The sequence below is a fragment of the Streptomyces sp. PKU-EA00015 genome, assembly GCF_013387495.1.
Lineage (GTDB): Bacteria > Actinomycetota > Actinomycetes > Streptomycetales > Streptomycetaceae > Streptomyces.
On the sequence record NZ_JABZEE010000001.1, the window covers coordinates 322,677 to 348,290 of the forward strand.

Consider the following 25,614-nt stretch of genomic DNA (forward strand, 5'->3'; position numbering starts at 1 on the left):
CAGGGCTCGCAGCCGACGGAGCAGACACAAGGAGCGCCCGCCTTGCCCGAGCAGACCGCAGGGTCCCGTCCCACGCTGGAAGCCGTCGCCGCGCGTGCCGGGGTCTCACGGGCCACGGCCTCCCGGGTCGTCAACGGCGGTGCCGGAGTGCGGGCTCCCCTGGTCGACAAGGTGCGCCAGGCGGTCGAGGAGCTGGGCTACGTGCCCAACCACGCGGCCCGCACCCTGGTCACCCGGCGCAACGGCGCGGTGGCCGTGATCATCGCGGAGCCGGAGTTCCGGATCTTCTCCGACCCGTTCTTCGAGCAGCAGGTGCGCGGGATCAGCCGCGAGCTGACCGCGCACGACTCGCAGCTCGTGCTGCTGTGGGTGGAGGGCCCCGGCGATCACGACCGCATCGCCCGCTATCTCGGCGGCGGCCATGTCGACGGCGCGCTCGCCTTCTCGCTGCACAACGACGACGAGCTGCCAGCCGTGATCGGCCGCGCCCAGATCCCCACCGTCTTCGGCGGCCGGCCCGTCACCGGCTCCTCTCCCGACGTGCCGTACGTCGACTGCGACAACCGGGGCGGGGCGCGCGAGGCCGTGCGCCATCTCGTCTCGCTCGGGCGCACGTCCATCGCCCACATCGCGGGCCCCCGCGACCAGACCTCCGCGCTCGACCGCGTCGACGGGTACCGCGACGTGCTGGTCGACGCCGATCCCGGCCTGATCCGCCAGGGCGACTTCACCGAGGAGAGCGGGGCCCGCGCGATGGCCGAGCTGCTGGACAGCCGCCCGGACGTGGACGGCGTGTTCGTCGCCAACGACCTGATGGCGTCGGGTGCCCTGCGGACGCTGCGCGAGCGGGGGGTGCGGGTGCCCGAGGACGTGGCGGTCGTCGGCTTCGACGACATGGAGTCCGTCGTCGCGACGACCCGGCCGGCGCTGACCACCGTGCGCCAGGACATCGAGGGCATGGGCCGGCTGATGGTCCGGCTCCTGATGCGGCTGCTGAGTGAGAGCGGGAGCGACACCCCCGCGTCCGTCATCACGCCGACCACACTGGTGCGGCGGGCGTCGGCCTGATCGCCGGCGCCCGCCGCCTCTCGTGCGGTCCGTCAGCCGTAGGGGATCACCAGCACGGAGGTGTCCGTCCCGGTCCGGAGCCTGGACGTGCCGTTGCCGATCGCGCTCCACACCTCCAGCCGTACGGTGCCGCCGGCGAGGTTGCCGAGCGTGCCCGTCGCCGACTTGAGCCCGCGCGACTGCGCGTACTCCTCCCAGCCCGTGACGGGGTCGGTGGCGAAGTAGTGGTACGTCTCGGTCCGCTCGAAGGTGCCGTCACCGGTGAGGTCGTAGCTGACACGGGCCTGCTGGCCGAGGCCCACCGTGGGGCCCGCGTCCACCGGGAGCCGGAAGGCGGTCGAGGCGCCGGGCCTGAGCGTGCCGGTCACTCCGCGGACCTCGTAGACCAGCGGCCGGTACGGGGTGCCGTCGTGGTTGGCGCCGTCCGCGGACGCGATCGTGTCGCTGCCCGGCGTGCCGCCGGTCGCCGTGGTCAGGGTGCCCCCGCTGCGCAGCTGGAACGTGTTGCCCGTCGGCGGCTGGGGATCCGGGTCGCCGCCGCTCCCGGTGCCGGTCGCGGTCGACCGGGCCGGTACGGACAGGGTTTTGCCGTCGGAGAATGTCACGGTGCGGGCCGTCGCGCCGTGGTTGTGCGCCGCGTACATCCGTACCGTGCCCTTGGTGAAGACGGCCGACGTCGGGATGTCGCCTGTCACGGTGGCGTCCGGGGCGCCGAGTGTGTCCAGCGTGCTGATCCAGTGGTAGGTGTGGGCCTTGGACTCGCCCTGTTCGGGGGTGTAGCCGGCGTGACCCGCGTCCCACTTCGACCGGGCGGCCGCCGGGTCGGCGAGCGACTGGAACTCCCAGAGGATGTCGCGCCATTCGACGGCCGGGCCGCCGTTCTCCCGTTCCATCTCGGCGATGTTGCGCCGGATGGCCGCCTTCTCGCCGCCCAGGTGCAGTGAACCGCCGGTCACGGGCAGCACGTTGATGCCGTGGATCTCCTCGGGGTTCGCGGTCCACCAGGTGGCGTACGCGGCGCCGCTGCCCCACACCATGCCGGCCGTGTCATGGCCGAACGAGGCGGGGAAGACCTGCTCGTCGGCGTCGAACCAGTACTGCGCGATCGACTCCGCCTCCGTCGTCAGCAGGTACGTGCCGAGGTCGCGCAGCGCGGTGTCGCCGGTCGCCGAGCCCCACAGGACCAGTGCGGCGCTGAGGTTGGTGGACTCCGACGACGACTCCTGGTTGTTGCCCGCGGCGAAGCCCTGGTGGCCGGACGCCCAGCTGTGCCCCGCGTACACGTCGAAGCCGCGCAGGAAGGGGAAGGCGGTGTCGGTGCGGCTGGGGTTGGCGGTGTCGCGGACCAGGGTCTTCACCATGCCGCCCCACGCGGAGTCGGCGGCCCACCCCTGGTCGTACTGGGCGACGACGGCCGCCGCGTAGACGTAGTAGCCGTAGTGGAAGTGGTGGTCGTTGAGCTCGGTGTCGCTGCCGTAGGAGGCCGGGTAGCCGGTCAGCGTCCGCCAGTTCCTGTCGTACGAGAACTCCGACGCGCCGCCCGTGGTGAACCACTCCTGGAGCCTGCCCTTGATCAGGCCGATGAGCCGGTCACGGACGGCGCTCTCGCCGATCTGGTCGGCGAGGGGCACGAGCTGGGCGAGACGGCCGAGTGCCTTGCCGGTCCAGTACGTGTCGGTGGCCCCGGAGAACGGATCGGAGGCGTTCACGACCTCGTTCAGGTATCCGCGCAGGCGTGCCGCGTCCACGCCGTTCGACTTCGGCAGGGCGGGCAGTACCCCGGACGCCTTCTGGGAGGTGGTGAACGACGCGCCCTCGCGGACCTTCATGGCGCCGCGCGGCGAGACGTACGTGTACGGGGTGAGCGGGTCGGCGGTGTGGAGCCACTGGTGGCGGTACAGGGCCTGGAGCGTGCCGCGTTCGCTGCCCTCCCTGGCCTCGGTCGTGAGCGTGTACGTGGCTCGCACCGTGCCGCCCGCGGAGCTCCAGGCGACCTTCGATCCGGTGACGAAACTGTAGGCGTACTTCCTGTAGGTCGCGAGGGCGTCGGTGGAGGGCAGGACGGCGAGGGAGAAGTAGTCCTTGCCGCCGAGGCCCGCGCTGATCGTGGACCCGGAGACGTTCCAGTCGCTGCCGGTGGGCGCGAACAGGGCGTAGTGGTGGCCGGCGACGGTGATGCCGAGGACGTTGCCCTGGTCGGCGAAGACGGTGGGGGCGGCGGCCGTGGTGATCTGCGCGTTCGCGCCGGTGCCCTTGGCGTACACGAAGGGAAGGCCGTGCCCGATGGTGGTGCGCAGCGTGCGGGCGCCGTCGGACCAGTAGGGGGTCACGGTCCAGTCGGACCAGTCGTCGGCCTTGGTGTCGGGCGAGTTGAGCCCGGCGAGGCCGATGGTCAGGTCCCGCTTGTGGGCGAACTCGTACTGGCGTCCGTCGCCGACGATCGCCGGGGTGGTGGGGTAGCCGACGTCGAGGCCGCCGGCTGTGGCCTGGTAGGTGAGCGGGTGTCCGTACATGGGAGTGGAGTACGGGTTGTCGCCGTAGCGCTGGAAGGCGAGGGAGGACCACCAGTCGTTGGTGGGCACCGGCCGGGCCGAGGCCGCGGCGGTGACCTTGGGGGTGACCGGTGTGCCGGTGTTGGTGGTGGGGCCGGACGTGCCGGCGGGACGGGTGTCGGAGTAACTGCCGGAGCCTACGGGGACGGTGGCGGCGGCCGCGGGTGCGGCGGCGGGGCCGAGTCCGACGGCGGCCAGGGTGGTGGCCAGGACCAGCGCGGCAGCTGGTCCGGTGCGGGGGGCTGGCATGGACGGCACCTCACGTCATCATGGATTGGGGGGCCGAGAGCGCTCTCAGATGGCCGCAACGTAAAACTCCTGAAACGCACGTGTCAATAGATGAGACACAGACGGGAGTTGGGCCCGAGTCCAAGCCGTTACGCCTTCGACTATTGACGGGGCGAGTACGGAGCGGGCACGCTCCAGTCGCAGATCTGAGAGCGCTCTCACGCAGTACCGACCACCTTCTCGCTCTCGCTCCACCCCGAAGCCAAGGGAGGCTTCCCATGCCCATAGCCCGAGCCGCCAAGAGGGCCGCCGTCCGACTGGGTGCGGTCGCGCTCGCCGGGGCACTGCTCGCCGCCTGCGGAGGTTCGTCCGACGGCGCTGCCGACAGCGCGGGCGGAAAGGTCACGCTCACCGTCGACCTGTTCGGATCCTTCGGCTACAAGGAGGCCGGGCTCTACGCCGAGTACGAGAAGCTCCACCCGGACGTCACGATCAAGCAGACGGACACCGAGGACGAGGCCGACTACTGGAAGTCGCTCCAGACCCGGCTGGCCGGCGGCGGCGGTCTCGCCGACGTCCAGGGCATCGAGGTGGGGCGGATCGCGTCGGTCACCCAGCAGCAGGCCGACAGGTTCGAGGACCTGAGGACGCATGGCGCGGACAAGCTCGAGGACCGGTTCGCCGAGGCCAAGTGGGCGGCCGCGACCGGCAGGGACGGCCAGGTGCTGGGGCTCGGCACGGACGTCGGCCCCGAGGCCATGTGCTACCGCACCGACCTGTTCGCCGAGGCCGGACTGCCCACGGACCGCGAGGAGCTCGCGAAGAAGTGGTCGACGTGGGAGGGCTACCTGGAGCTGGGCCGGCAGTACAAGGAGAAGGCGCCGGCCAAGAGTGCCTGGCTGGACAGTGTCGGCAGCCTGTTCTCCATCATGATCGGCCAGGAGAAGGAGCGTTACCACGACGCCTCCGGGAAGCTGATCTGGGAGACCAACCCCGCCATCAAGGCCGCCTGGGACACCTCCGTCGAGGCAGCGCAGGACGGACTGAGCGCCGAGCTCGACCAGTGGTCCCCGCAGTGGAACCAGGCCTTCGCCGCCGGTTCCTTCGCCACCATCCCGTGCCCCGCCTGGATGCTCGGCTACATCAAGGGCCAGGCCGGTGACGGCGGCAAGGGCAAGTGGGACATCGCGAAGCTGCCCGGCGGCGCCGGCAACTGGGGCGGCTCCTACCTGTCGATCCCGCGCGCCGCGAAGCACAAGAAGGAGGCGTACGAGCTGATCGAGTGGCTCACCGCCCCCGAGCAGCAGGCCAAGCTCTTCCGCAAGCAGGGCAACTTCCCCTCGGCGACAGGCGCCATCGACCAGGTCGCCGACGCGAAGGACCCGTACTTCTCGGACGCCCCCATCGGGCGGATCTTCGGTGCCGCGGCCAAAGCCGCACCGGTCCAGGTGCTCGGAGTCCACGACCAGAACGTGAACCAGCAGATCACCAACGCGCTGAGCGAGGTCGAGCGCAAGGGCACCTCACCCGACAAGGCGTGGTCGAACGCCAAGAAGGGTGTCGACAACACCATCGGCTGACGCCAGGTCCTGAAACTCCGGGCCCGGTCCCTGACCACTCCCGCCCCGGACCGGGCCCGGACACCCCCTGGGCCCCGCCCTGTACCGAACCGACTCCCTCCGAAGGGCCGCACCGTGACCCTCACCGCTCCCGCGAAACCGTACGCGCCGCCCAGGCCGCCGGCCGTGCGGCGCGCCTGGCACAAGGTCTCGCCGTACGCCTGCATCGCCCCGTTCTTCACGCTCTTCGCCGCCTTCGGCCTCTTCCCTCTCCTCTACACGGCGTTCGTGTCGCTCTACCGGGTGGAGCTCCAGACCCCCGGCGAGATGGAGTGGCGCGGGCTCGGCAACTACACCGCGCTGCTGGGCGACGAGTTCTTCTGGACCTCGCTGCGCAACACGTTCACCATCGGGGTGCTGTCCACGGTGCCGCAGCTGGTGATGGCCCTGGGCCTGGCGCATCTGCTCAACTACCGCCTGCGCGGACGGACGTTCCTGCGCACGGTGATGCTCCTGCCGTACGCCACCTCGGTGGCCGCGGCCACGCTCGTCTTCGCCCAGCTCTTCGGCCGCGACTTCGGCCTCGTCAACTACGTCCTGGGGCTGGTGGGCATCTCGCCGGTCGACTGGCAGACCGGGACGCTCGCCTCGCAGATCGCCGTCTCCACCATCGTCATCTGGCGCTGGACGGGCTACAACGCGCTGATCTACCTGGCGGGCATGCAGTCCATCCCGGACGAGCTGTACGAGGCGGCCGAGATGGACGGGGCGTCGCGCTGGCGGCAGTTCTTCCACGTGACGCTGCCGGGCCTGCGACCCACGATCGTCTTCACCGTCATCGTCTCCACCATCGGCGCCACCCAGCTCTTCGGCGAGCCGCTGCTGTTCGAGGGCTCCGTCTCCGGCGGCATCTCGCACCAGTACCAGACGCTCGGCCTGTACATGTACGAGCAGGGCTGGGGCTTCTTCCACCTGGGCCGGGCCGCCGCCATCGCCTGGGTGATGTTCCTGCTGATCCTGGTGCTGGTCGGGGTCAACGCCCTGGTCACGCGCCGCCGTTCGCGCAAGGAGGCCGGCCGATGACCTCGCTCGCCGAGCCGCCGGTGAAGCAGCCGGCCACCACGACGCCCAGGGAGCGCAAACGCCGGCGGGGCCGGTCCCGCGCCGGCCGCACGATGCACGGCGGGAAGCTCGCCCACGCGATCCTGATCCTCGCGGTCCTCGTCTCCGCCTTCCCGTTCTACTGGACCATCGTCGCGGCCAGCCGGTCCAACGCCGACCTGGCCAAGGTGCCGCCGACACTGCTGCCCGGCTCCCGCCTGATCCACAACTTCGAGGCGGTGATGGAGGAGGCGGACATCGGCAAGGCGCTGCTCAACTCCTTCGTCGTGTCCTCCTCGATCACCGTCGGCACGGTCCTGTGCTGCACGCTCGCCGGGTTCGCCTTCGCCAAACTGCGCTTCCGGGGCCGGGGGGCGCTGCTCGCCGTCACGGTCGGCACGATGATGATCCCGCCGCAGCTCGGCGTCATCCCGCTGTTCATGCTGATCGCCGAACTCCAGTGGGTGAACCAGCTGCAGGCCGTGATCCTGCCCGGACTCGTCTCCGCCTTCGGGGTGTTCTTCATGCGGCAGTTCCTGGTCCAGTCCCTGCCGGACGAGCTGATCGAGGCCGCTCGGGTGGACGGGGCCTCCACGGCCAGGATCTTCTGGTCGATCGTGGTGCCCGTCGCCCGGCCGGGAATGGCCGTGCTCGGCATGCTGACCTTCATGGCCGCCTGGAACGACTTCTTCTGGCCGATCGTCGCCCTCTCCTCGCAGGAGCCGACCGTCCAGGTCGCGCTGCGCCAGCTCGGCGGCGGCTATGTCCACGACCAGTCCGTGATCATGGCGGGCACCCTGCTCGGCACGCTGCCGGTGCTGCTGGTCTTCGGGCTGCTGGGCCGGCAGATCGTCGGCGGCATCATGCAGGGCGCGGTCAAGGGCTGACCCCGCGATTTCCCTCTCGTACGACGTCTCACTCCTGGGAGTTTTCATCCTCATGACCGCGCTCGACGCACGCCCCGACACGACGGCGACGCTCCGGTTCCCGGTGGGCTTCCGCTGGGGCACGGCCACAGCGGCGTACCAGATCGAGGGTGCGGCAGCGGAGGACGGGCGCACCCCGTCCATCTGGGACACGTTCAGCCGCATCCCGGGCAAGGTCCGCAACGGCGACACCGGCGACATCGCCGCCGACCACTACCACCGCGTGAGCGAGGACATCGCGCTCATGAGACGGCTCGGCGTCACGGACTACCGTTTCTCGATCGCCTGGCCGCGGGTGCAGCCCACCGGCCGCGGGCCGGCCGTGCAGAAGGGGCTGGACTTCTACCGCAGGCTCGTCGACGAGCTGCTCGCCTCCGGCATCCGGCCGGTGGCCACGCTGTACCACTGGGACCTGCCGCAGGAGCTCGAGGACGCCGGCGGCTGGCCGCAGCGCGAGACGGCGCAGCGTTTCGGCGAGTACGCGGGGATCGTGGCCGGGGCGCTCGGTGACCGGGTGGCGACCTGGACGACGCTCAACGAGCCATGGTGCGCCGCCTTCCTCGGATACGGCAACGGGGTGCACGCTCCGGGCCGCACCAGCCCGCTCGCCTCGCTGCGCGCCGCCCACCACTTCAACCTGGCGCACGGGTGGGCGGTGCGGGAGCTCCGCTCCCGGCTGCCCGCGCAGTGCGAGGTGTCGCTCACGCTCAACCTCCACGCGGTGCGGCCCCTTTCGGACTCCGCCGCGGACGCCGACGCGGCGCGCCGGATCGACGCGGTCGGCAACCGGATCTTCCTCGACCCGGTGTTCCACGGCCGGCTCCCTGAGGACCTGGTCCGCGACACCGCGGCCGTCACGGACTGGTCGTTCGTGCGGGACGGGGATCTGGAGGCGGCGTCGGCGCCGATCGACTCGCTGGGCATCAACTACTACTCCCCCACCGTCGTCGCCGCCGGTTCGTCGCCGGCGCCGTCGCCGTGGGCGGGCGCCGAGGAGCACGTGCTCTTCGTGCCGGCGCCCGGCCCGCGCACCGCGATGGACTGGCCCGTGGACGCGGAGGGTCTGTACGAGCTGCTGACCCGGCTGCGCGACGACCTGCCGGGCGTGCCGCTGGTGATCACCGAGAACGGGGCCGCGTACGACGACTACGCCGACCCGTCCGGGGCGGTGAAGGACCCGGAGCGGGTGGCCTATCTGCGCGCGCACCTCGCGGCGGTGCACCGGGCGATCGGGGCCGGCGCCGACGTGCGGGGCTACTTCCTGTGGTCGCTGCTGGACAACTTCGAGTGGGCCTACGGCTACAGCAAGCGGTTCGGCATCGTGCACGTGGACTTCGCGACCCAACGGCGCACGTTCAAGGACAGTGCGCACTGGTACGCGGACGTCATCGCGCGCGGCGGACTGAGCTCCTGAGCCGGCCGGCCCGGCGGACCTCGCGCCGGGCCCGCCGGGCGAGCGGCAGGTAGCGCAGCCGCTCGGGGAGCAGGGGCACCACGACCCGCACGACGCGGCAGAACCGGCGCAGGGCGCGCTCCTGTTCGTCCGTCCAGTCCATGCCGATGGCCTCGCGGGCGTCGGGCGGCATCAGCCCGACGGTCATGAAGCGGCGGAAGCGGGCGAGCGGGGGCAGCAGCACGGGCCACAGGGTCCGCAGGACGAGCCGCAGGAGCAGCGGGCCCCGGTCGGGAGGCGGCACCCGCTGGTGCACGTCGACGAGTTCGCGTACGACGACGGTCGCCTCCAGCTCGTCGGCGAGCACCTTGCGGTAGTAGGGCCAGAACTCCTCGATGCTCTGCGGCATGTCCCGGTCGTGGATGCCGAGGACGCGGCCGACCTGGAGCCACTCGGCGTACAGCTGCCGCTCCTCGGCCTCGGTGAGCGGGCGCACCAGGTAGCGGGCGGCGTGCCGGTAGACGGGGAAGCCGGTGGCGTGGACCCAGGAGTAGTGGGCGGGGTCGAGGGCGTGGTAGCGGCGGCCGTGGGCGTCGGTGCCCTGGATGGTGCGGTGCAGCGCGCGCAGCCGCCGGCCCTCGGCGGCCGCTTCCTCGCCGCCGTAGATCCACAGCTGGAGCGAGCGCAGGGAGCGTTCGCCGCGGCCCCAGGGGTCGGTGCGGAAGACGGAGTGCTCGTCGACGCCCGCTCCGACGGCCGGGTGAGCGACCTGGAGCGTGAGCGCGGCGGGGAGCATCAGCAGGGCCCGCACGTCCCCGGCGAGGCTCCACAGCACCCCGCCGGGCGGGGGCGGGTCGACGGGTGCTGCGGCCCTGCTCATGAGGTTCTCCAGGTGGTGCCGAGGTCCGGTTTTCCGGTGTGACGGTCACCTTCCAGTGTGACTCACCACCCCGTGAAAACGGACCGGGGGATGTCGGGGCTGCGGTACGGCGCTGCTGTACAGCACCAGCGCCCGGAGCGGTGGGACCTTCCGCCTAAGCTGCGCCCATGTGGAAAGAAGCCGCTGCTGGAGCCTCGCCTGACGTCGAGTTCCGGGCACCCGTGGACGCGACCGCTCTGGCTGAGGCGGACCGGCGCCTTGGGCGCGTCTTGCCGGCGCAACTGAGCGCCCTGCTGATGGAGACGAACGGGGTAGTAAGCGAGTACCGGGACCGACGTCGTCTGGTCCCTGGATCGGATTGTGGAGCAGAACCTGCTGTTCTGGTCCCCCGATGCGTTCCCGGGCCTGTACATGCCCTTTGATCCGCTGCTGTTCTTCGGCGACAACAGCGGCGGCGACCAATTCGCCTTCGTCCTTACGCCCGAGCGTTCGGACATCTTCGTCTGGGACCACGAGAATGACAGTCGGCTGTGGGCTGCAAGGAGACTGGAGGACTACCTGCACCGCTCCCTCGCGGGCGACGGCGACTGGTGGCGGTAGCCACTTGAAAGACATGCCGGCCTCTGCGTCCCCGCTCCGATTCGCTGGCGTTGGTGTCCGCCGTTGATGTCATCCGCAGTCCGCCGGGAGCATCATGCGCTCCGCCGTTGCGTCGGCAGTCACGGGGACCACGCCGCTTTCGGGTCACTGAAGAGCGTGTCAGGTGAGGCAAGGAGGGTGGTGCGGAGCGAGGCGTCCATCCAAGCGGGATCGACTGGAACACCCATCATGCGTTCCATCAGCGCAAAGGATTCGGCGCACAGCGTCTCCATGCGAAACGCGACGTCTTCCGCCCAGGCGGGGACCTCCAGCTGGCGGTCCCTCCAGGTCGCGTCCTCCAGGCCAAAGGGATCGAACATACCGTCCACTCGGCCATCGACCGCGTGCATGACCTGATAGCGGGCGTTGATGTTCCGGTGCACGCTGAAGAACTCGCCGCCGTCCACCGAGGCTCGCCTGGCGATCTCCGGAATGCTGCCGTGGTAACCCCACTCGATGGCGATGACGTGCTTCCCGACGGTAGCCACGCGCAGTAGCTCGTAGTCGGGGTAGGGGTGACCGACCTGTTCGTCGACCGCTTCAGCGAATGTCATCATCCGAGACGCTGCCGGATCACCGCCGAAAGCGCGGATCACGTCGTCCTCGGTCTTCCCCGAGATCACGGAGAAGGTGTAGGCCTCCGGCTCGTCTGCATCAGCCCACGCGTACTGGGCAACGAGGTCATCCCACAATGCCGTGCCTCTCCCCGCTCCGCTGTCCGCTTCAGTCACCGTGGCGCTGCACTCTACAGAGAGGTCGGTGAAGCGGCGTTGGGCGGGAGCTCGGCCACCGCATCAGGTGTGCTCGCTCCAGCCGCGCGCCCGGCGGAGCCGGGGCCAGGAGCGGGGCGGAGCCAGGAGCGCAGGCCCGGCCGGGGGCCGGGCCGCGCGCGGCTCCCTCGGCATCTGGCACGGGCGCGAGACGCCTGGATCGGTCTAGACAACAAAGAAGCCCCGGGCCGCTGGCCTGGGACTTTCTCGTGGAGCGGGTGACGGGAATCGAACCCGCGCTCTGAACTTGGGAATAACCGTACCTCCGGGCGAAGTTGGCGACCTGACCAGCGGCAACGGGTGCCAGGGGGAAGCCTTGGGCTCTTCCCGGTACCCGCTGTTGACCGTGGCCTACCGACCTGTCGGGCACGCATCGGGCACGGAAGGGCACGTGGAAAACGTAATACCGTGCTGCCCGCAGGGAGTCGTGAGCGTACCGTCGGCCTGGTCACGTGGGGGGAGGCTGTGTTGTACGCACACGAGGTGATCCTGAACGAACTCGCACAAGGGCTCAGATCCACGGCTGAGGGTGTCGAGTGGTTCGACAGCCTGCCGGAGGATGACCAGCGCAAGGCCTTGCACACACTAGTGCTGTTCTGCGGGCAGGCCCGTGCCCGCGAGGGCGATGTTCCGGAGAGTATCGCGCGCTCTGGAATCCGCCCCACCCACACGCCTGCGGTGATGCTCACGAAGTGGCGCTTCGGGATGGAAGACCTCCCGGCCTATGAACTCACCAAGTCATTTCGCCTGCTCGTCGCCCTCTTCAGCATCGCGGACACCCGCAGGCGGGCGCTGCACTGCGCCGGCGGATGCGGTCACGAGTGGCACAACTTGTCGGCTCAGTCAAAGGATCCAACCTAGGGCTACTTCTTGCCCTAGGGTCTTTCGTTTGGATCAGGCCGGATCAGTGAGCGGGGGCTGGTGCGTGCGATCGCAAGGCGGAGGAGGGAGACAATGGCGGAGCCATGGCGACCGACGACAACGCGGCGAGCGTGCGTGCCAGACCCCGCGAGCCCGGCATGATCCAAACGAGAGGCCCTAGGTCTTCGAGCGATCTCGGCGGGCTGCGTTTTCGCTGGCACAGGCGCTGGTCGGCGGCCGCCAACCAGTCGTCATCGGCCCAGGCGTCTACCCGTTGGGTCCCGCCAGGCGGCGTCCCCCGGGGTGCGCCGGGTGTTACAGCGGTTGATGTCAGATGCTGATGTCACTGGGCCTGGCGTCGAGGCGACGCCAACGTACGCCGTCGTTGTCCGGCTGCACGTTGCTGTGCCTTCGACGGCGGCCTAGGAGACTGCCTTGCTCCTCCTTGAGCCGGATGAATGCCTGTCGCGCGTACCGGGCCAGCTCCTCGGCAGGAAACGGCACACTGGAGAGATGCTGCGTGTGATCGCCACTTGCCCATTTGGCTACCACGATCTCGTACCCAGAGACATGGACGCTCAACTCAAGCAAAACCGGCGGTACCTGCGACTCAGCGAGGAGGTCTGCCTTGGTGACGACGATGTCGCGCATGGCCCGGATGTTCGGCAAGAACACCGTGGTAACCCACAACCGCCACTCCGCCAGCTCCTCATCCGTCGGGGACTCGCCACCAACGGCAAAGGGAGAGCGCCCGTCAGGTCGCGTCGAGGTGCGCTCCATGAACGTATTAAAAATTCGGGTGTTGGTCTCCGTAAGCGCGAAGAGGGGCCCGTAGAAGTCGCTGAGCTGGCGGTTCACCCGCAAAAGCCGTTCCTGACGCTGTGTCAGTCGTACGCTGTTGAGATAAGTCGCGAGGTAGCCGACGAATGCCAAAGCGATGGTGACAACCGTTGCACTCATGACCGAGATGGTAGAGGTCGGCAGGTCCTCCGAACCCCGATTCCACGACCGGTCCTCGTCCTGACCCCGTCAGGTGTCCCACGCGGGCGACGTATACGCCAGCACCGGCGATTGGCGGGCACCCTTCGCTCCCCGACGGGGACAACGGGAACCTGGCCCAGTGTCAAGAGTGTGCGACGCCTGAAGCGGTCCTGACAGCACAAGGGCCCAGGTTGGGGATCATCTCCCTGGCCGGGCCTTCGTCTTGGAGCGGGCGGCAGGGCGAGCGGCCTCTCGATGAAGAAAGTTGGCGCGATGCGCATGGCCGTATGCCTGGCGACGCATGCCCTGCGTTCGCCATGCCAACCGAGCGGAGTACGGGGCGCCCAGGTGCACGATCGGGGCACGGAGCGGGGAACGGAGCCAATCGTTGCGCCTGGGGAAAGGAAGTGGGCGCCTGGCTATTACCTGGAGGTAACTTCTGCTGGTTTGATGTGCGGCGCCGGTCGTACGGCCGGCTCCGAACCCCCACCGGAAACAGGAGATCCTGTGCTGAACTCCGCGCTCCGCCGCATCCCCGGCGCAGCCCTGACCGCCGTGCTCGCCGCCACCACCCTGGCCGCGACCGCACCGTCGGCAGTCGCCGCACCCACCGCGGACACCCCGCGACTGAAGGTGCTCACGTACAACGCGTTCCTGTTCAGCAAGTCGCTCTACCCCAACTGGGGCCAGGACCACCGGGCGGCCGCCATACCCTCGGCTCCCTTCTTCCAGGGCCACGACGTGGTCGTGCTCCAGGAGGCGTTCGACAACTCCTCGTCGGACGCGCTCAAGAGCAGGGCGGCGGACCGGTATCCGCACCAGACGCCGGTGATGGGCCGCAGCAGGGACGGCTGGGACGCGACGAGCGGCGCGTACTCGGCGACGACGCCCGAGGACGGCGGTGTCACGGTCCTGAGCAAGTGGCCGATCGTGCGCAAGGAACAGTACGTCTACCAGGACGCCTGCGGTGCGGACTGGTACTCCAACAAGGGGTTCGTCTACACGGTCCTCGACGTGAACGGCACGAGGGTCCACGTCGTGGGTACGCACGCACAGTCGACGGATCCGGGGTGCGACGCGGGCGAGGCGGCCGACATGCGCAGCCGTCAGTTCCGCGCGGTGGACACGTTCCTGGACGCCAAGAACATCCCGGCGTCCGAACAGGTGATCGTGGCGGGCGACTTCAACGTCGACTCCCGTACGCCGGAGTACACGCGGATGCTCGCCGACGGCGGTTTCGCCGGGGCGGACGCGCGGACCGGGCACCCGTACTCCTTCGACACGCAGGAGAACTCGATCGCCGCCGACCGCTACCCCGACGACCCGCGCGAGGATCTGGACTACGTGCTGCACCGGGCGGGGCACGCGAGGCCCGCGGGCTGGACCAATGAGGTGATCAAGGAGCAGAGTGCGCCCTGGTCGGTCTCCAGCTGGGGCACCACGTACACGTACACCAACCTGTCCGACCACTATCCGGTGATTGCCTCCAGCCGGTAAGCGCAAGCGCGCGGCGGCACCCTTGTATCAGTGTCAGGGCCATGCCACATTGAGTCCGCAGTTCGGACTGGTCCAGTCCACATTGCCGTCCCCACGGCAAGCCCCCCACGGACTCGTAGAAGGAGAAGCCCTGATGAGACGCACGCTCCGCGCGCGCATCTGCCTTCCCGCCCTTCTGGCCCTCACCGCTGTCGGACTCGGCTCCGCCACGGCGGGGGCCGCCGACCACCCGGTACCGGCCGCCGGTCCGGCCCCGGGCGTCGCGGCGACCGCCGTCCAGTACGCGCAGCACAGCTCGCTCGAACGCGCCCTCGGCGACCGCACCGCCGGCTCCTACCTCGACGCCGCGAGCGGCGAACTGGTGGTCACGGTGACGGACGCCGAGGCCGCCGAGCAGGTACGGGCGACCGGCGCCCGCGCCGAGCTCGTCTCGCGCAGTGCGGCGCAGCTGCGGTCCGCGATCGACACCCTGCAGGCCAAGGCCCGGATCACCGGCACGTCGTGGGGCATCGACCCCCGGACGAACCAGGTCGCGGTCGAGGCCGACTCGTCGGTCTCGGCCCGCGACATGCTCCGGCTGAAGACGGTCGCCGCGGCACTCGGCGACCGTGTGCGGATCACGCGCGTGCCCGGCGTCTTCACCGCGGAGGTGGCGGGCGGGGACGCGATCTACGGCGGCGGCTACCGCTGCTCGGCCGCCTTTAACGTCTCGAAGGGGACAACCCGTTACTTCCTGACGGCCGGGCACTGCACCAACTCGGCGAGCAGCTGGTCGGCCACCTCCGGCGGGCCGTCCATCGGCACCCGTGAGGGCACCAGCTTCCCGACCAACGACTACGGCATCGTCCGCTACACGGACGGCTCGGCGCCCGCCGGGAACGTCAACCTGTACAACGGCAGCTACCAGGACATCAGCTCCGCGGCCGACGCGATCGTGGGCCAGTCCCTGCGCAAGTCCGGCTCCACCACGAAGGTGACCAGCGGCACGGTGACCGCCGTCAACGTCACCGTGAACTACAGCGACGGCCCGGTCTACAACCTGGTCCGCACCACAGCCTGTTCCGCGGGCGGTGACAGCGGTGGCGCCCACTTCGCCGGCTCGACGGCGCTGGGCATCCACTCGGGCAGCTCCGGCTGCACCGGCACCAGCGGCTCGGCCCTGCACCAGCCGGTGCGCGAGGCGCTGAGCGCGTACGGGGTCGCGGTCTACTGACCTCGGTTCCGTCGCAGCGGGGCGTCCCCACGGACCGTGGGAGCGCCCCGCATCACGTCCGGAGCGGGTCGCGCCGGGACGCTCAGCCCTTGGCGTACCAGTCGGTGTCGTCGCTCGCGGCGACCGAGGTGTACGTCTGGTGGATGCCCACCAGGGCCGCCACCAGCCGGGGGTCCCAGACGCCGGCCGCCGCCCGGTACTCGTCGAGCATTCCTCGGTACACCAGCGGAGCCCGGCCCGACCCGTCCCGCAAGGTCAGCCGTCGCGGGCAGGTCACCGGGTCCTCGGCGAGGCCGGTGAAGGAACCGATGATCACGACGATGTTCCACGGCATGAACACCGTCCACCACATGGCCCACCAGAACAGCCGCCCGGCGGCCCCCTGCGCGGGGCGGCCGTTCGCGGGCTCGACGGTCCAGCGGGTGCGGCGGAACGCGAGGAGTGATCCGCGGCGCATCCGTATACGGCCGATGGCCGTGCCGGCCGGGTCGTCGACGCGGTAGACCGCCCGGGGGCCGGCGACGGATTCGGTGGTCACCCTGGCCAGCAGTTCGCCTCGCTCGTCGCCGGACCAGAGGACGAACTCGCGTGCCGTGCCGTGACCGTGGAAAGCACCCGCGCCGTGGTCACGCTGCAGCACGGCGACCGGCCGCGGCGGTGCGCCACCGCCCTCCTTCGCCACGATCAGGATGGGCAGCCCGCCGTTCCGCGGCAGGTCCTTGTATGCGCCGCGCAGGCCGCCCCGTCCCGTGTTGACCAGTGAGTACGTCGTCGTCGCCATGTGCTCCCCCGTGAAGGCCGCCGACCATCCTAGATCGCTGCCCGGGGGACGACGCCGCCGGTCAGTCGTGGTCGTAGACGGTGACGTCGATGCCGCGTGCCGTGAGCCGGGCGGCTATCAGCGGCTCGATCCGCGACCACGTGCCGCCCGCCAGCCCGCAGCCGATGCGCGGCATGTGGACCGAGGCACCGAGCTCCAGCGCCTTGCCGGCGACGGCGGCGAGCGCCGTGTCGATGGCCTCGTAGCGCACGGGGACGCCTTTGCTGCCGGTGCGCACACCCCGCTGGCCCACCATGTTGGCCACCCAGAGGTACGGGCCGACCCGGACGAACTGGGCCGCGCCCAGGGCGAAGTCGTTTCCCGCGCGCTGCCGGTGCCAGCGGCGGTAGGCCGCCTCGGGCTCCGGCCAGCGGCGGGAGAGGGCCAGCACGAATCCCTTGCCCCAGCCCCCGATGTCGTTGCACACATGCGCGATCATTTTGACGCCTTTGGCCTGCGGCACGGTGGCGTCCCCCCGGACGTATCTGATCTCGGACATGGCACAACCGTACGATGCACCTCTGACAACGCCCTGCCTCAAGCGCCCGACTTTCACAACGATGGTGAGACAGCAATACTGTTGCACCGGTGCGGTTCAGCAGAAGGAGGGTCATGGCGACCGAGACCGAGGAGCCGACGCTCACCGTCGACGAACTGGCCGCGCGCGCCGGGGTCACCGTGCGCACCATCCGCTTCTACAGCACGCGCGGTCTGCTGCCGCCGCCCGTGATCGGCCCCCGGCGCGTGGGGCACTACGGCTCCGACCACCTGTCCCGGCTGGCCCTCATCGAGGAACTGCAGCACCAAGGCATGACGCTGGCGGCCATCGAGCGCTATCTGGAGCAGCTGCCCGCGGACCTGAGCGCCCAGGACCTCGCCATCCACCGCGCCCTGGTCGCCTCGTGGGCACCCGAGTCGGCCGAGGAGGTGACCCGGCAGGAGCTGGAACGGCGGGCCGGCCGGCCGCTGTCGGAGCAGGACGTGGACCGGCTCGCCGCGATGGGTGTGCTGGACCGTACCGACGGGGACGCGTTCCGGCTCGACGGCTCGCTGCTGCGCCTCGGCGTCGAACTGCTGGACGTGCCCATCGCGCACGAGACCATTCTCGCGTCCCGCACCGTCCTGCTGGGCCACGCGCGGGCCGCGGCGCAGGACCTGACGCGCCTGTTCCGCGACGAGGTCTGGGGCCCCTATCGCGAGCGCGAGTCGGACCCGGACCATGTGGCGGCGATGAAGTCGCTGTCCGCGCACATGCAGCCGATGGTGATCCAGGCGCTGGTGACGGCGTTCCAGCGCTCGCTGCGGGAGGAACTGCGCGAGGCGTTCGGCGCCGGCGGGCCCGCGGAGCGCAGCGCGTGAACGCCTTGCCGCGCGCCGGGCGGTGGTCGAGGCTGCCCCCCATGTCCGATCAAGGAACCAGCACGAGGGCCGGCTGACGGCTGTCCCCCGCAAGCCCGCGCGGCGCGAGCAGGTGCTCACGCACCTGGCGCAGACGCTCTTCGAGCGGGACCGCGACTACACCGAGCGCGAGGTCAACGACGTGCTGCTGACGGTGCACGACGACTGCGCCGCGCTGCGCCCCTACGGACGAATCCTCGGGCGCGGTGCCCGGCGGGTCGGAGCCGTGGCCGCGACCCGCCGGGCGAGGACTTCCACCGCCCTCATCGGGGCAGCGTGTCAGGCGTCGGTGAAGACCTCGCCCCGCTCCGCCTTCTCCAGCAGCAGAGCGGGCGGCTGGAAGCGCTCGCCGTACCGGTCGGCCAGCTCACGGGCGCGCGCCACGAAGCCGGCAGGGCCGCCCTCGTAGCCGTTGATGTACTGCAGCACACCGCCCGTCCAGGCCGGGAAGCCGATGCCCATGATGGAGCCGATGTTGGCGTCGGCGACCGAGGTCAGGACGTTCTCCTCGATGCAGCGGACCGTGTCCAGAGCCTCGGAGAAGAGCATGCGCTCCTGCATGTCCTCGAACGGGATCCCGGCGTCCTCGCGGGTGAAGTGCTCGCGCAGGCCCGGCCACAGCGCGGTGCGCTTGCCGTCCTCGTCGTAGTCGTAGAAACCGGCGCCGCCGCTGCGGCCGGTGCGGCCGAACTCGTCGACCATCCGGTCGATCACCGCTTCGGCCGGGTGCTCCGCCCAGGTGCCGCCCGCCTCCTCGATCGCGCGCCTGGTCTCGTTGCGGATCTTGCGCGGCAGGGTGAGGGTCAGCTCGTCCATCAGCGAGAGCACCTTGGCCGGGTAGCCGGCCTGGGCCGCGGCCTGCTCGACGGAGACGGGGTCGACGCCCTCGCCGACCATCGCCACACCCTCGTTGATGAACTGGCCGATGACCCGCGAGGTGAAGAAGCCGCGGGAGTCGTTGACGACGATCGGCGTCTTGTTGATCCGCCGGACCAGGTCGAACGCGCGGGCCAGTGCCTCGTCGCCGGTGCGCTCGCCCTTGATGATCTCCACGAGCGGCATCTTGTCGACCGGCGAGAAGAAGTGCAGGCCGATGAAGTCGTCCGGACGCGAGACGCCTTCGGCGAGCACGGTGATGGGCAGCGTCGAGGTGTTGGAGCACAGGAGGGCGTCGGGCTCGATGACGTCCTGGATCTCCTGGAACACCTTGTGCTTGAGCGCCGTGTCCTCGAACACCGCCTCGATGACGGCGTCGCAGCCCGCGAGGTCGGCCGCCTCCGCGGTCGGCGTGATGCGGGCGAGCAGCGCGTCCGCCTTCTCCTGGGTGGTGCGGCCCCTCGCCACCGCCTTGGCGCACAACTTCTCCGAGTAGCCCTTGCCCTTCGCGGCGGCCTCGGCCGACACGTCCTTGAGGACCACCTCGATGCCGGCGAGGGCGCAGGAGTAGGCGATGCCCGCGCCCATCATGCCCGCGCCGAGGACGGCGACCTTGCGGACGGGGCGCGGCTCGATGCCGTCCGGGCGGCTGCGGCCCGCGTTGACGGCCTGCAGGTCGAAGAAGAACGCCTGCGTCATGTTCTTCGACGTCTGGCCGGTGACCAGCTCGGTGAAGTACCGGGACTCGATGACCTGCGCGGTCTCGAAGTCGACCTGGGAGCCCTCGACGGCGGCCGCGAGGATGTTGCGCGGCGCCGGGTAGGGGGCGCCCGCGGTCTGCTTCTTCAGGTTCGCGGGGAAGGCGGGCAGGTTGGCGGCGAACTTCGGGTTCGACGGGGTGCCGCCGGGGATCTTGTAGCCCTTGACGTCCCACGGCTGCTGGGAGACCGGGTTGGCGTCGATGAAGGCGCGGGCCTTGGCCAGCATCTCCTCGGGGGTGGCGGCCAGTTCGTGGACCAGGCCGTTCTCCAGAGCGCGCTTCGGCGAGTACTGGGTGCCCTGGATGAGCACCTTCAGCAGCGCGTCGGCGATGCCCATGAGCCGTACGGTGCGGGTGACACCGCCGCCGCCGGGCAGCAGGCCCAGGGTGACCTCGGGCAGGCCGATCTTGGAGCCGGAGACGTCGAGCGCGATGCGGTGGTGGCAGGCGAGGGCGATCTCGTAACCGCCGCCGAGCGCCGCGCCGTTGACGGCCGCGACGACGGGCTTGCCGATGGTCTCGATACGGCGCAGGGCGCGCTTGATGGCCATGCCGCCCTCGAAGACGGACTGCGCGTCCTCGGGACCGGCCTGGATCATCAGCTTCAGATCGCCGCCGGCGAAGAAGGTCTTCTTGGCGGAGGTGAAGACGATGCCGCGGATGGAGTCCTGCCCGGCCTCCACGCGGTCGGCGATCGCGGTGATGGAGGCCCGGAAGGCCTCGTTCATGGTGTTGGCGGACTGGTCGGGGTCGTCGAGGACGAGGGTGACGACGCCGGTCTCGTCCTGTTCCCAGCGGATGGTGGTGGACTCGCTCATGGTGGTGGCTGCTCCGTAAGGCGGGAAGGACGGGTGGTCAGAGACGCTCGACGACGGTGGCGATGCCCATGCCTCCGCCCACGCACAGGGTGGCGAGGCCGTACCGCTTGTCCTGGCGCTCCAGTTCGTCGACGAGGGTGCCGAGGATCATCGCGCCGGTCGCTCCGAGCGGGTGGCCCATGGCGATCGCGCCGCCGTTGACGTTGACCTTGTCGAGCGAGAGGCCCATGTCCTGGGCGAAGCGCAGCACGACGCCGGCGAACGCCTCGTTGATCTCGACGAGGTCGATGTCGTCGATGCTCAGGCCGGCGCGGCCGAGCGCCTTGCGGGAGGCGGGGGCGGGGCCGGTGAGCATGATGGTCGGCTCGGAGCCGGAGACGGCGGCGGAGACGATCCGGGCACGCGGGGTGAGGCCGTAGCGCTCGCCGACCTCCTTGTTGCCGATGGCGACGAGGGCGGCGCCGTCGACGATGCCCGAGGAGTTGCCCGCGTGGTGGACGTGGTCGATCTTCTCCACCCAGTGGTACTTCTGCAGCGCGACGGCGTCGAAGCCGCCGAGGTCGCCGATGTCCGCGAAGGACGGCTTCAGCGCGGCGAGGGAGTCGGCGGTCGTCCCGGGGCGCATGTGCTCGTCGTGGTCGAGGACGACGAGGCCGTTGCGGTCGCGGACCGGGACGACCGAGCGCTCGAAGCGGCCGTCCTTCCACGCCGCGGCGGCGCGCTCCTGCGACAGCGCCGCGTACTCGTCGACATCGCGGCGCGACCAGCCGCCGAGGGTGGCGATCAGGTCGGCGCCGATGCCCTGGGGGACGAAGCCGGTGTCGTAGTTGGTCATCGGGTCGGCGAACCAGGCCCCGCCGTCGGAGGCCATGGGGACGCGCGACATCGCCTCGACGCCACCGGCGAGGACGAGGTCCTCCCAGCCGGACCGGACCTTCATCGCGGCCATGTTGACGGCCTCGAGGCCGGAGGCGCAGAAGCGGTTCTCCTGGACGCCCGCGACCGTGTCGGGCAGTCCGGCGGCGATCGCCGCGATGCGGGCGATGTCGGAACCCTGGTCGCCGACCGGGCCGACGACGCCGAGCACGATGTCGTCGATCGCGGCCGGGTCGAGACCCGGGAACCGGCGCTCGATCTCGTGGATCAGGCCGACGACGAGGTCGATCGGCTTGGTGCCGTGCAGGGCGCCGTTGGCCTTTCCGCGCCCCCGGGGGGTACGGATGGCGTCGTACACATACGCTTCGGTGCTCACTGTCTGGAGCCTTTCGACGAGGGTGGGGCCGTGTTCGGAGGTGGAGTCAGCTGAGCAGGGAGCGGCCGATGATCTCCTTCATGATCTCGGTCGTCCCGCCGTAGATGGTCTGGATGCGGCCGTCCGTGAACGCCCTGGCGACGCGGTACTCGCTCATGTAGCCGTACCCGCCGTGGAGCTGGAGGCACCGGTCGGCGGCGCGCTTCTGCAGCTCGGTCGCCCACCACTTGGCCATGGACGCGTGCACGGCGTCCAGCTCGCCGGCCGCGTGGTCGGCGATGCAGCGGTCGAGGAAGGCGCGGGTGACGGCGCATTCGGTGGCCAGCTCGGCGATCTCGAAGCGGATGTGCTGGAGCCTGGAGAGCGGCCGTCCGAACGCCTCCCGCTCCTTCACGTACGCGGTCGTGATCTCCAGCAGGTGCTCGGCAGCGGCGATCCCGGCGACGGCTATCGCCATCCGCTCCTGCGCCAGGTTGGTCATCAGGTGGACGAAGGCGCCGTTCAGTTCGCCGAGGAGGTTCTCCTTGGGGACGCGTACGTCGTGGAAGAACAGCTCGGCCGTGTCCTGGGACTTCTGGCCGATCTTGTCGAGGTTGCGGCCGCGTTCGAAGCCCTCCATGCCGCGCTCGACGACGAGCAGCGAGAGGCCGTGCGCGCCTCCCTCCGGGGTGGTCCTCGCGACGACGACGACGAGGTCGGCGAGGATTCCGTTGGAGATGAAGGTCTTGGAGCCGCGCAGCACCCAGTGGTCGCCGCGGTCCTCGGCGGTGGTGCGGATGCCCTGGAGATCGGAGCCCGCGCCCGGTTCGGTCATGGCGATGGCCGTGATGGTCTCGCCGGTGCAGAAGCCGGGCAGCCAGCGGCGCTTCTGCTCGTCCGTGGCGAGGGAGGTCAGGTACGGGCCGATGATGTCGTTGTGCAGCCCGATCGCCAGTCCGGGCGCGCCGGCGCGGGTGAACTCCTCGTGCAGCACGGCGGCGTAGCGGAAGTCGTCGTTGCCGCCGCCTCCGTACTCCTCCGGCACGGCGAGGCCGAGGAGGCCCTGCCGGCCCGCCGCGCGCCAGGCGTCCCGGCTGACGATGCCGTCCTTCTCCCACTGCTCGTAGTGCGGCAGCACCTCCTTGGCGAGGAAGGTGCGGACGGTCTCGCGGAAAGCCTCGTGGTCGGCGGTGAAGATCTGGCGCTTCAACGGTCCTCCTGCGGATCGGTCAGGGGCACGTCCCAGTCACGGGCGACCTCCGCCGTGTGCGCGCCGGGCATCGCCGGCGGCCGCCTCACGGCCCCGGGCGTGGCGGAGAACCGCGGCGCGGGCGCGGGCTGGGTGATGCCCCCGTGGTCGGTGAAGGTGCCGCGCGCTGCGATGTGGGGGTGCGCGGGGGCTTCGCGCAGCGAGAGGACGGGCGCGACGCAGGCGTCCGAGCCCTCGAAAACCGCGGTCCACTCGGCGCGGGTACGGGTCCTGAAGCGGGCGGCGATCGCCTCGCGCAGCTCGTCCCAGCGGTCGAAGTCCTTGCGGGCCGGGATCTCGTCCCTGATGCCGAGCAAGTCGGTGAACTCGTCGTAGAACCGCTGCTCCAGCGCGCCGACCGCCATGTACCCGCCGTCGGCCGTCTCGTAGGCGCCGTAGAAGGGGCATCCGCCGTCGAGCAGGTTGGCGCCTCGGCGGTCCTGCCAGCCGCCGGCCGCCATCATGCCGTGGATCATCGTGGCCAGGTGGGCGGCGCCGTCGACGATGGCCGCGTCCACGACCTGGCCCGTGCCGCCCTCGGTGCGGGCGTGCTGGAGGGCGGCGAGCACACCGATGACGAGATAGAGCGAGCCGCCCGCGTAGTCGCCGACCAGGTTGGCCGGGACGACGGGCGGCTCGCCGTCCTTGCCGATCATGGAGAGCGTGCCGGTGAGGGCGATGTAGCCGATGTCGTGGCCGGCCCGGTGGGCGAGCGGGCCGTCCTGTCCCCAGCCGGTCATCCGCCCGTAGACCAGCCGCGGATTGCGGGCCAGGCACACGTCCGGGCCGACGCCGAGCCGTTCGGCGACACCGGGGCGGTAGCCCTCGATCAGCACGTCGGCCCGCTCGACCAGGCCGAGGACCTGGCCGGGCCCGTCCTCGGCCTTGAGGTCGATCAGCACCGAACGCTTGTTGCGGTTGGTGAGGTCGTAGGCCGGATCGATACCGAGTCCCGCGCCTCCGGGGCGGTCGATCCGCACGACGTCGGCCCCGAGGTCGGCCAGGAGCATGGCGGCGAACGGGCCGGGCCCGATGCCCGCCAGCTCCACCACGCGAACCCCGGCCAGTGGGCCGTTCATTGACGCTGTCATCCAGCCCCCAGCAGTGTGACACAACTGATGTAACACCAGTGATGGTAAGAACGTGTTCCACTCCGCACAAGGGCTCCGGGAGAGCAAGCGCTTAGATGCACGGACAACGCCAGGTTACCGATGGGAAACGCTTCTTCTGCGGGGCCGCGCGGCGCGCTAGCCTCAGCCACCGACATCGGCGTTCTGGCCCCGTGCCCTGATCCGCCGGACAGCCCCCGACGGCGGAGGAGCCATTGGACAGCCAGAACGGGACCGGTCGCGCGCAGCGCCCCTACGACATCGTGCTCTTCGGGGCGACCGGGTTCGTCGGACAGCTCACCGCCGAGTACCTGGCGCGGTACGCGCCGGCCGACTGCCGGTGGGCGATCGCGGGCCGCAGCCGGGCGAAGCTGGAACGGCTGCGCGAGCGCCTCGCCGTCATCGCTCCCTCGTGCGCGGACCTGCCCCTGGTCGAGGCCGACGCGGACGACCCCCGCGCGCTGCGGGAGATGGCCGAGTCGGCACGGGTCGTCGCGACGACGGTCGGCCCCTACGTCCTGTACGGCGAGGCCCTGGTGGCCGCGTGCGCCGAGGCCGGGACGGACTACGCGGATCTGACGGGCGAGCCGGAGTTCGTGGACGCGATGTTCGTGCGCCACGACGCGCGTGCCCGCGAGACCGGCGCGCGCCTCGTCCACGCCTGCGGCTTCGACTCGGTCCCGCACGACCTGGGCGCCTTCTTCACGGTGCGGCAGCTGCCCGAGGGGGTGCCGCTGAAGGTCGACGGGTTCGTCAGCTCCAACGCGATGTTCTCCGGCGGGACCATGGCCTCGGCGCTCACGGCCATGGCGCGCGGCCGCGAGACGCTGCGCGCCGGGCACGAGCGCCGGCTGCACGAGCCGCGGCTGGTCGGGCGGCGCGCCCGCGCACCGCTGGGGACACCGCACTTCAACCGGGAGACGGGCGCGTGGGCGCTGCCGCTGCCGACGATCGACCGGCAGATCGTGGCGCGTTCGGCGCGCGCGCTGGAGCGTTACGGCCCGGACTTCCGCTACCGCCACTACGCGGCGGTCGCGTCGCTGCCGGTGGCGCTCGCCGGCCCGGCGGCTGTGGGTGCGGGCTTCGCCCTCGCCCAGATCCCGGCCGCGCGCAGGTGGTTGATGAGCCGCTACGCACCGGGCGAGGGCCCGAGCCCGCAGCGCCGCGCGAAGAGCTGGTTCTCGGTCCGCTTCGTGGGCGAGGGCGGTGGCCGCCGCGTGTTCACGGAGGTGTCGGGCGGGGACCCCGGGTACGACGAGACGGCGAAGATCCTGGCGGAGTCGGCGCTGTGTCTCGCCTTCGACGAACTGACTTCGGGCGGGGGCCAGTTGACCACGGCGGTGGCGATGGGCGACGCGCTGCTGGACCGGCTGCGGGTGCGGGGGGTGCGGTTCCGGGTGGCGGCGGTGCGGTAGGGGGCGCTGCGGGGTGGGGGGCGAGGTGGGGGCCGCTGCGCGGGGCCGTTCCCCCACCCCGCCCTTCCCCTACGGCCTGGCGGCCGTGGGCGGTACCCCCATCGTGAACTGGGCTCCGCCCGGGACCCGTACCGCGCTTCGCGCGTGTCCTCGAACTCCCCTACGGCCTGGCAGCCGTGGCTAGGGCCCCGCGAAGCCAGGGGGAGTGCCCCCAGACGATGATTTCGCGCAGCGAAATCCAGCCCCGTCGGCGCTTGAGGCACGAGCCCT

Annotated in this window: 21 protein-coding genes and 1 pseudogene; 12 read left to right on the top strand and 10 right to left on the bottom strand. The window is 70.7% G+C overall.

The window, feature by feature from the left end:
- Positions 1 to 42 precede the first annotated feature (42 nt).
- Positions 43 to 1,068, top strand: coding sequence for a LacI family DNA-binding transcriptional regulator (locus tag HW130_RS01410; protein ID WP_177147462.1), 1,026 nt, complete (start codon positions 43 to 45; stop codon positions 1,066 to 1,068).
- A gap of 32 nt (positions 1,069 to 1,100) precedes the next feature.
- On the opposite strand, the gene HW130_RS01415 is transcribed toward HW130_RS01410, so the two are convergent.
- Positions 1,101 to 3,869 (bottom strand): glycosyl hydrolase, encoded by a 2,769-nt coding sequence (locus HW130_RS01415; RefSeq protein ID WP_177147463.1) that lies wholly within the window; start codon positions 3,867 to 3,869, stop codon positions 1,101 to 1,103.
- 257 nt (positions 3,870 to 4,126) lie between these two features.
- Between HW130_RS01415 and HW130_RS01420 the strand changes: the two genes are divergently transcribed.
- From HW130_RS01420 to HW130_RS01435, 4 genes are all read left to right on the top strand, one after another.
- A complete protein-coding gene (locus HW130_RS01420) occupies positions 4,127 to 5,428 on the top strand; it encodes an extracellular solute-binding protein (RefSeq protein WP_177147464.1) in 1,302 nt (433 codons plus the stop codon).
- A 114-nt stretch (positions 5,429 to 5,542) separates the two neighbouring features.
- A complete protein-coding gene (locus HW130_RS01425) occupies positions 5,543 to 6,490 on the top strand; it encodes a carbohydrate ABC transporter permease (RefSeq protein ID WP_177147465.1) in 948 nt (315 codons plus the stop codon).
- Positions 6,487 to 7,395: a carbohydrate ABC transporter permease gene (locus HW130_RS01430; RefSeq protein ID WP_177147466.1), complete on the top strand. Its 909-nt coding sequence runs from the start codon at positions 6,487 to 6,489 to the stop codon at positions 7,393 to 7,395. The genes HW130_RS01425 and HW130_RS01430 overlap by 4 nt, the downstream gene beginning before the upstream one ends.
- Before the next feature lie 52 nt (positions 7,396 to 7,447).
- Positions 7,448 to 8,848, top strand: coding sequence for a GH1 family beta-glucosidase (locus HW130_RS01435; protein WP_177147467.1), 1,401 nt, complete (start codon positions 7,448 to 7,450; stop codon positions 8,846 to 8,848).
- Here the strand turns inward: HW130_RS01435 and HW130_RS01440 are convergent.
- A complete protein-coding gene (locus HW130_RS01440) occupies positions 8,820 to 9,707 on the bottom strand; it encodes an oxygenase MpaB family protein (protein ID WP_177147468.1) in 888 nt (295 codons plus the stop codon). The two genes, HW130_RS01435 and HW130_RS01440, sit on opposite strands and share 29 nt — an antisense overlap.
- A 360-nt stretch (positions 9,708 to 10,067) precedes the next feature.
- On the opposite strand from HW130_RS01440, the gene HW130_RS35540 reads away from it, so the two are divergent.
- Positions 10,068 to 10,307: an SMI1/KNR4 family protein gene (locus HW130_RS35540; RefSeq protein ID WP_256355729.1), complete on the top strand. Its 240-nt coding sequence runs from the start codon at positions 10,068 to 10,070 to the stop codon at positions 10,305 to 10,307.
- A 119-nt stretch (positions 10,308 to 10,426) separates the two neighbouring features.
- Here HW130_RS35540 and HW130_RS01450 read toward each other — a convergent pair whose 3' ends face one another.
- Positions 10,427 to 11,077, bottom strand: a complete 651-nt coding sequence (locus tag HW130_RS01450; protein WP_177147469.1) for a DUF6461 domain-containing protein — start codon at positions 11,075 to 11,077, stop codon at positions 10,427 to 10,429.
- A 522-nt stretch (positions 11,078 to 11,599) separates the two neighbouring features.
- On the opposite strand from HW130_RS01450, the gene HW130_RS01455 reads away from it, so the two are divergent.
- Positions 11,600 to 11,977, top strand: coding sequence for a DUF5958 family protein (locus HW130_RS01455; RefSeq protein ID WP_309140284.1), 378 nt, complete (start codon positions 11,600 to 11,602; stop codon positions 11,975 to 11,977).
- A gap of 330 nt (positions 11,978 to 12,307) precedes the next feature.
- Here HW130_RS01455 and HW130_RS01460 read toward each other — a convergent pair whose 3' ends face one another.
- Positions 12,308 to 12,937 (bottom strand): hypothetical protein, encoded by a 630-nt coding sequence (locus tag HW130_RS01460; RefSeq protein WP_256355730.1) that lies wholly within the window; start codon positions 12,935 to 12,937, stop codon positions 12,308 to 12,310.
- 528 nt (positions 12,938 to 13,465) lie between these two features.
- On the opposite strand from HW130_RS01460, the gene sph reads away from it, so the two are divergent.
- Positions 13,466 to 14,455, top strand: coding sequence for a sphingomyelin phosphodiesterase (gene sph, locus HW130_RS01465; protein WP_177147470.1), 990 nt, complete (start codon positions 13,466 to 13,468; stop codon positions 14,453 to 14,455).
- A 133-nt stretch (positions 14,456 to 14,588) separates the two neighbouring features.
- The gene (locus tag HW130_RS01470; protein WP_177147471.1) at positions 14,589 to 15,668 is read left to right on the top strand and encodes a S1 family peptidase; all 1,080 of its coding nucleotides are present in this window, start codon (positions 14,589 to 14,591) and stop codon (positions 15,666 to 15,668) included.
- Between the two features lie 82 nt (positions 15,669 to 15,750).
- Here HW130_RS01470 and HW130_RS01475 read toward each other — a convergent pair whose 3' ends face one another.
- Complete coding sequence (locus tag HW130_RS01475; protein ID WP_177147472.1) at positions 15,751 to 16,449, bottom strand: hypothetical protein; 699 nt, start codon at positions 16,447 to 16,449, stop codon at positions 15,751 to 15,753.
- A 61-nt stretch (positions 16,450 to 16,510) separates the two neighbouring features.
- Positions 16,511 to 16,987: a macro domain-containing protein gene (locus tag HW130_RS01480; protein ID WP_177147473.1), complete on the bottom strand. Its 477-nt coding sequence runs from the start codon at positions 16,985 to 16,987 to the stop codon at positions 16,511 to 16,513.
- A gap of 113 nt (positions 16,988 to 17,100) precedes the next feature.
- Here HW130_RS01480 and HW130_RS01485 point away from each other — a divergent pair, with 113 nt between their 5' ends.
- Both HW130_RS01485 and HW130_RS01490 read left to right on the top strand, forming a co-directional pair.
- Positions 17,101 to 17,847: a MerR family transcriptional regulator gene (locus HW130_RS01485; protein ID WP_177147474.1), complete on the top strand. Its 747-nt coding sequence runs from the start codon at positions 17,101 to 17,103 to the stop codon at positions 17,845 to 17,847.
- A gap of 22 nt (positions 17,848 to 17,869) precedes the next feature.
- A pseudogene (locus tag HW130_RS01490) lies at positions 17,870 to 18,088 on the top strand (DUF2087 domain-containing protein); the annotation flags it as partial.
- A 77-nt stretch (positions 18,089 to 18,165) separates the two neighbouring features.
- On the opposite strand, the gene HW130_RS01495 reads toward HW130_RS01490, so the two are convergent.
- The 4 genes from HW130_RS01495 to HW130_RS01510 are packed head-to-tail and all read right to left on the bottom strand — an operon-like array spanning position 18,166 to position 23,899.
- A complete protein-coding gene (locus HW130_RS01495) occupies positions 18,166 to 20,340 on the bottom strand; it encodes a 3-hydroxyacyl-CoA dehydrogenase NAD-binding domain-containing protein (protein WP_177147475.1) in 2,175 nt (724 codons plus the stop codon).
- Positions 20,341 to 20,377: 37 nt separating this feature from the next.
- Complete coding sequence (locus HW130_RS01500) at positions 20,378 to 21,592, bottom strand: acetyl-CoA C-acetyltransferase (protein ID WP_177147476.1); 1,215 nt, start codon at positions 21,590 to 21,592, stop codon at positions 20,378 to 20,380.
- Between the two features lie 46 nt (positions 21,593 to 21,638).
- Positions 21,639 to 22,781, bottom strand: coding sequence for an acyl-CoA dehydrogenase family protein (locus HW130_RS01505; RefSeq protein ID WP_177147477.1), 1,143 nt, complete (start codon positions 22,779 to 22,781; stop codon positions 21,639 to 21,641).
- Entirely contained in the window at positions 22,778 to 23,899 is a 1,122-nt protein-coding gene (locus HW130_RS01510) for a CaiB/BaiF CoA-transferase family protein (protein ID WP_177147478.1), read from the bottom strand. Before HW130_RS01510 ends, HW130_RS01505 begins: the two co-directional genes overlap by 4 nt.
- A gap of 245 nt (positions 23,900 to 24,144) precedes the next feature.
- Here HW130_RS01510 and HW130_RS01515 point away from each other — a divergent pair, with 245 nt between their 5' ends.
- The gene (locus tag HW130_RS01515; RefSeq protein ID WP_177147479.1) at positions 24,145 to 25,344 is read left to right on the top strand and encodes a trans-acting enoyl reductase family protein; all 1,200 of its coding nucleotides are present in this window, start codon (positions 24,145 to 24,147) and stop codon (positions 25,342 to 25,344) included.
- Positions 25,345 to 25,614: the final 270 nt, after the last annotated feature.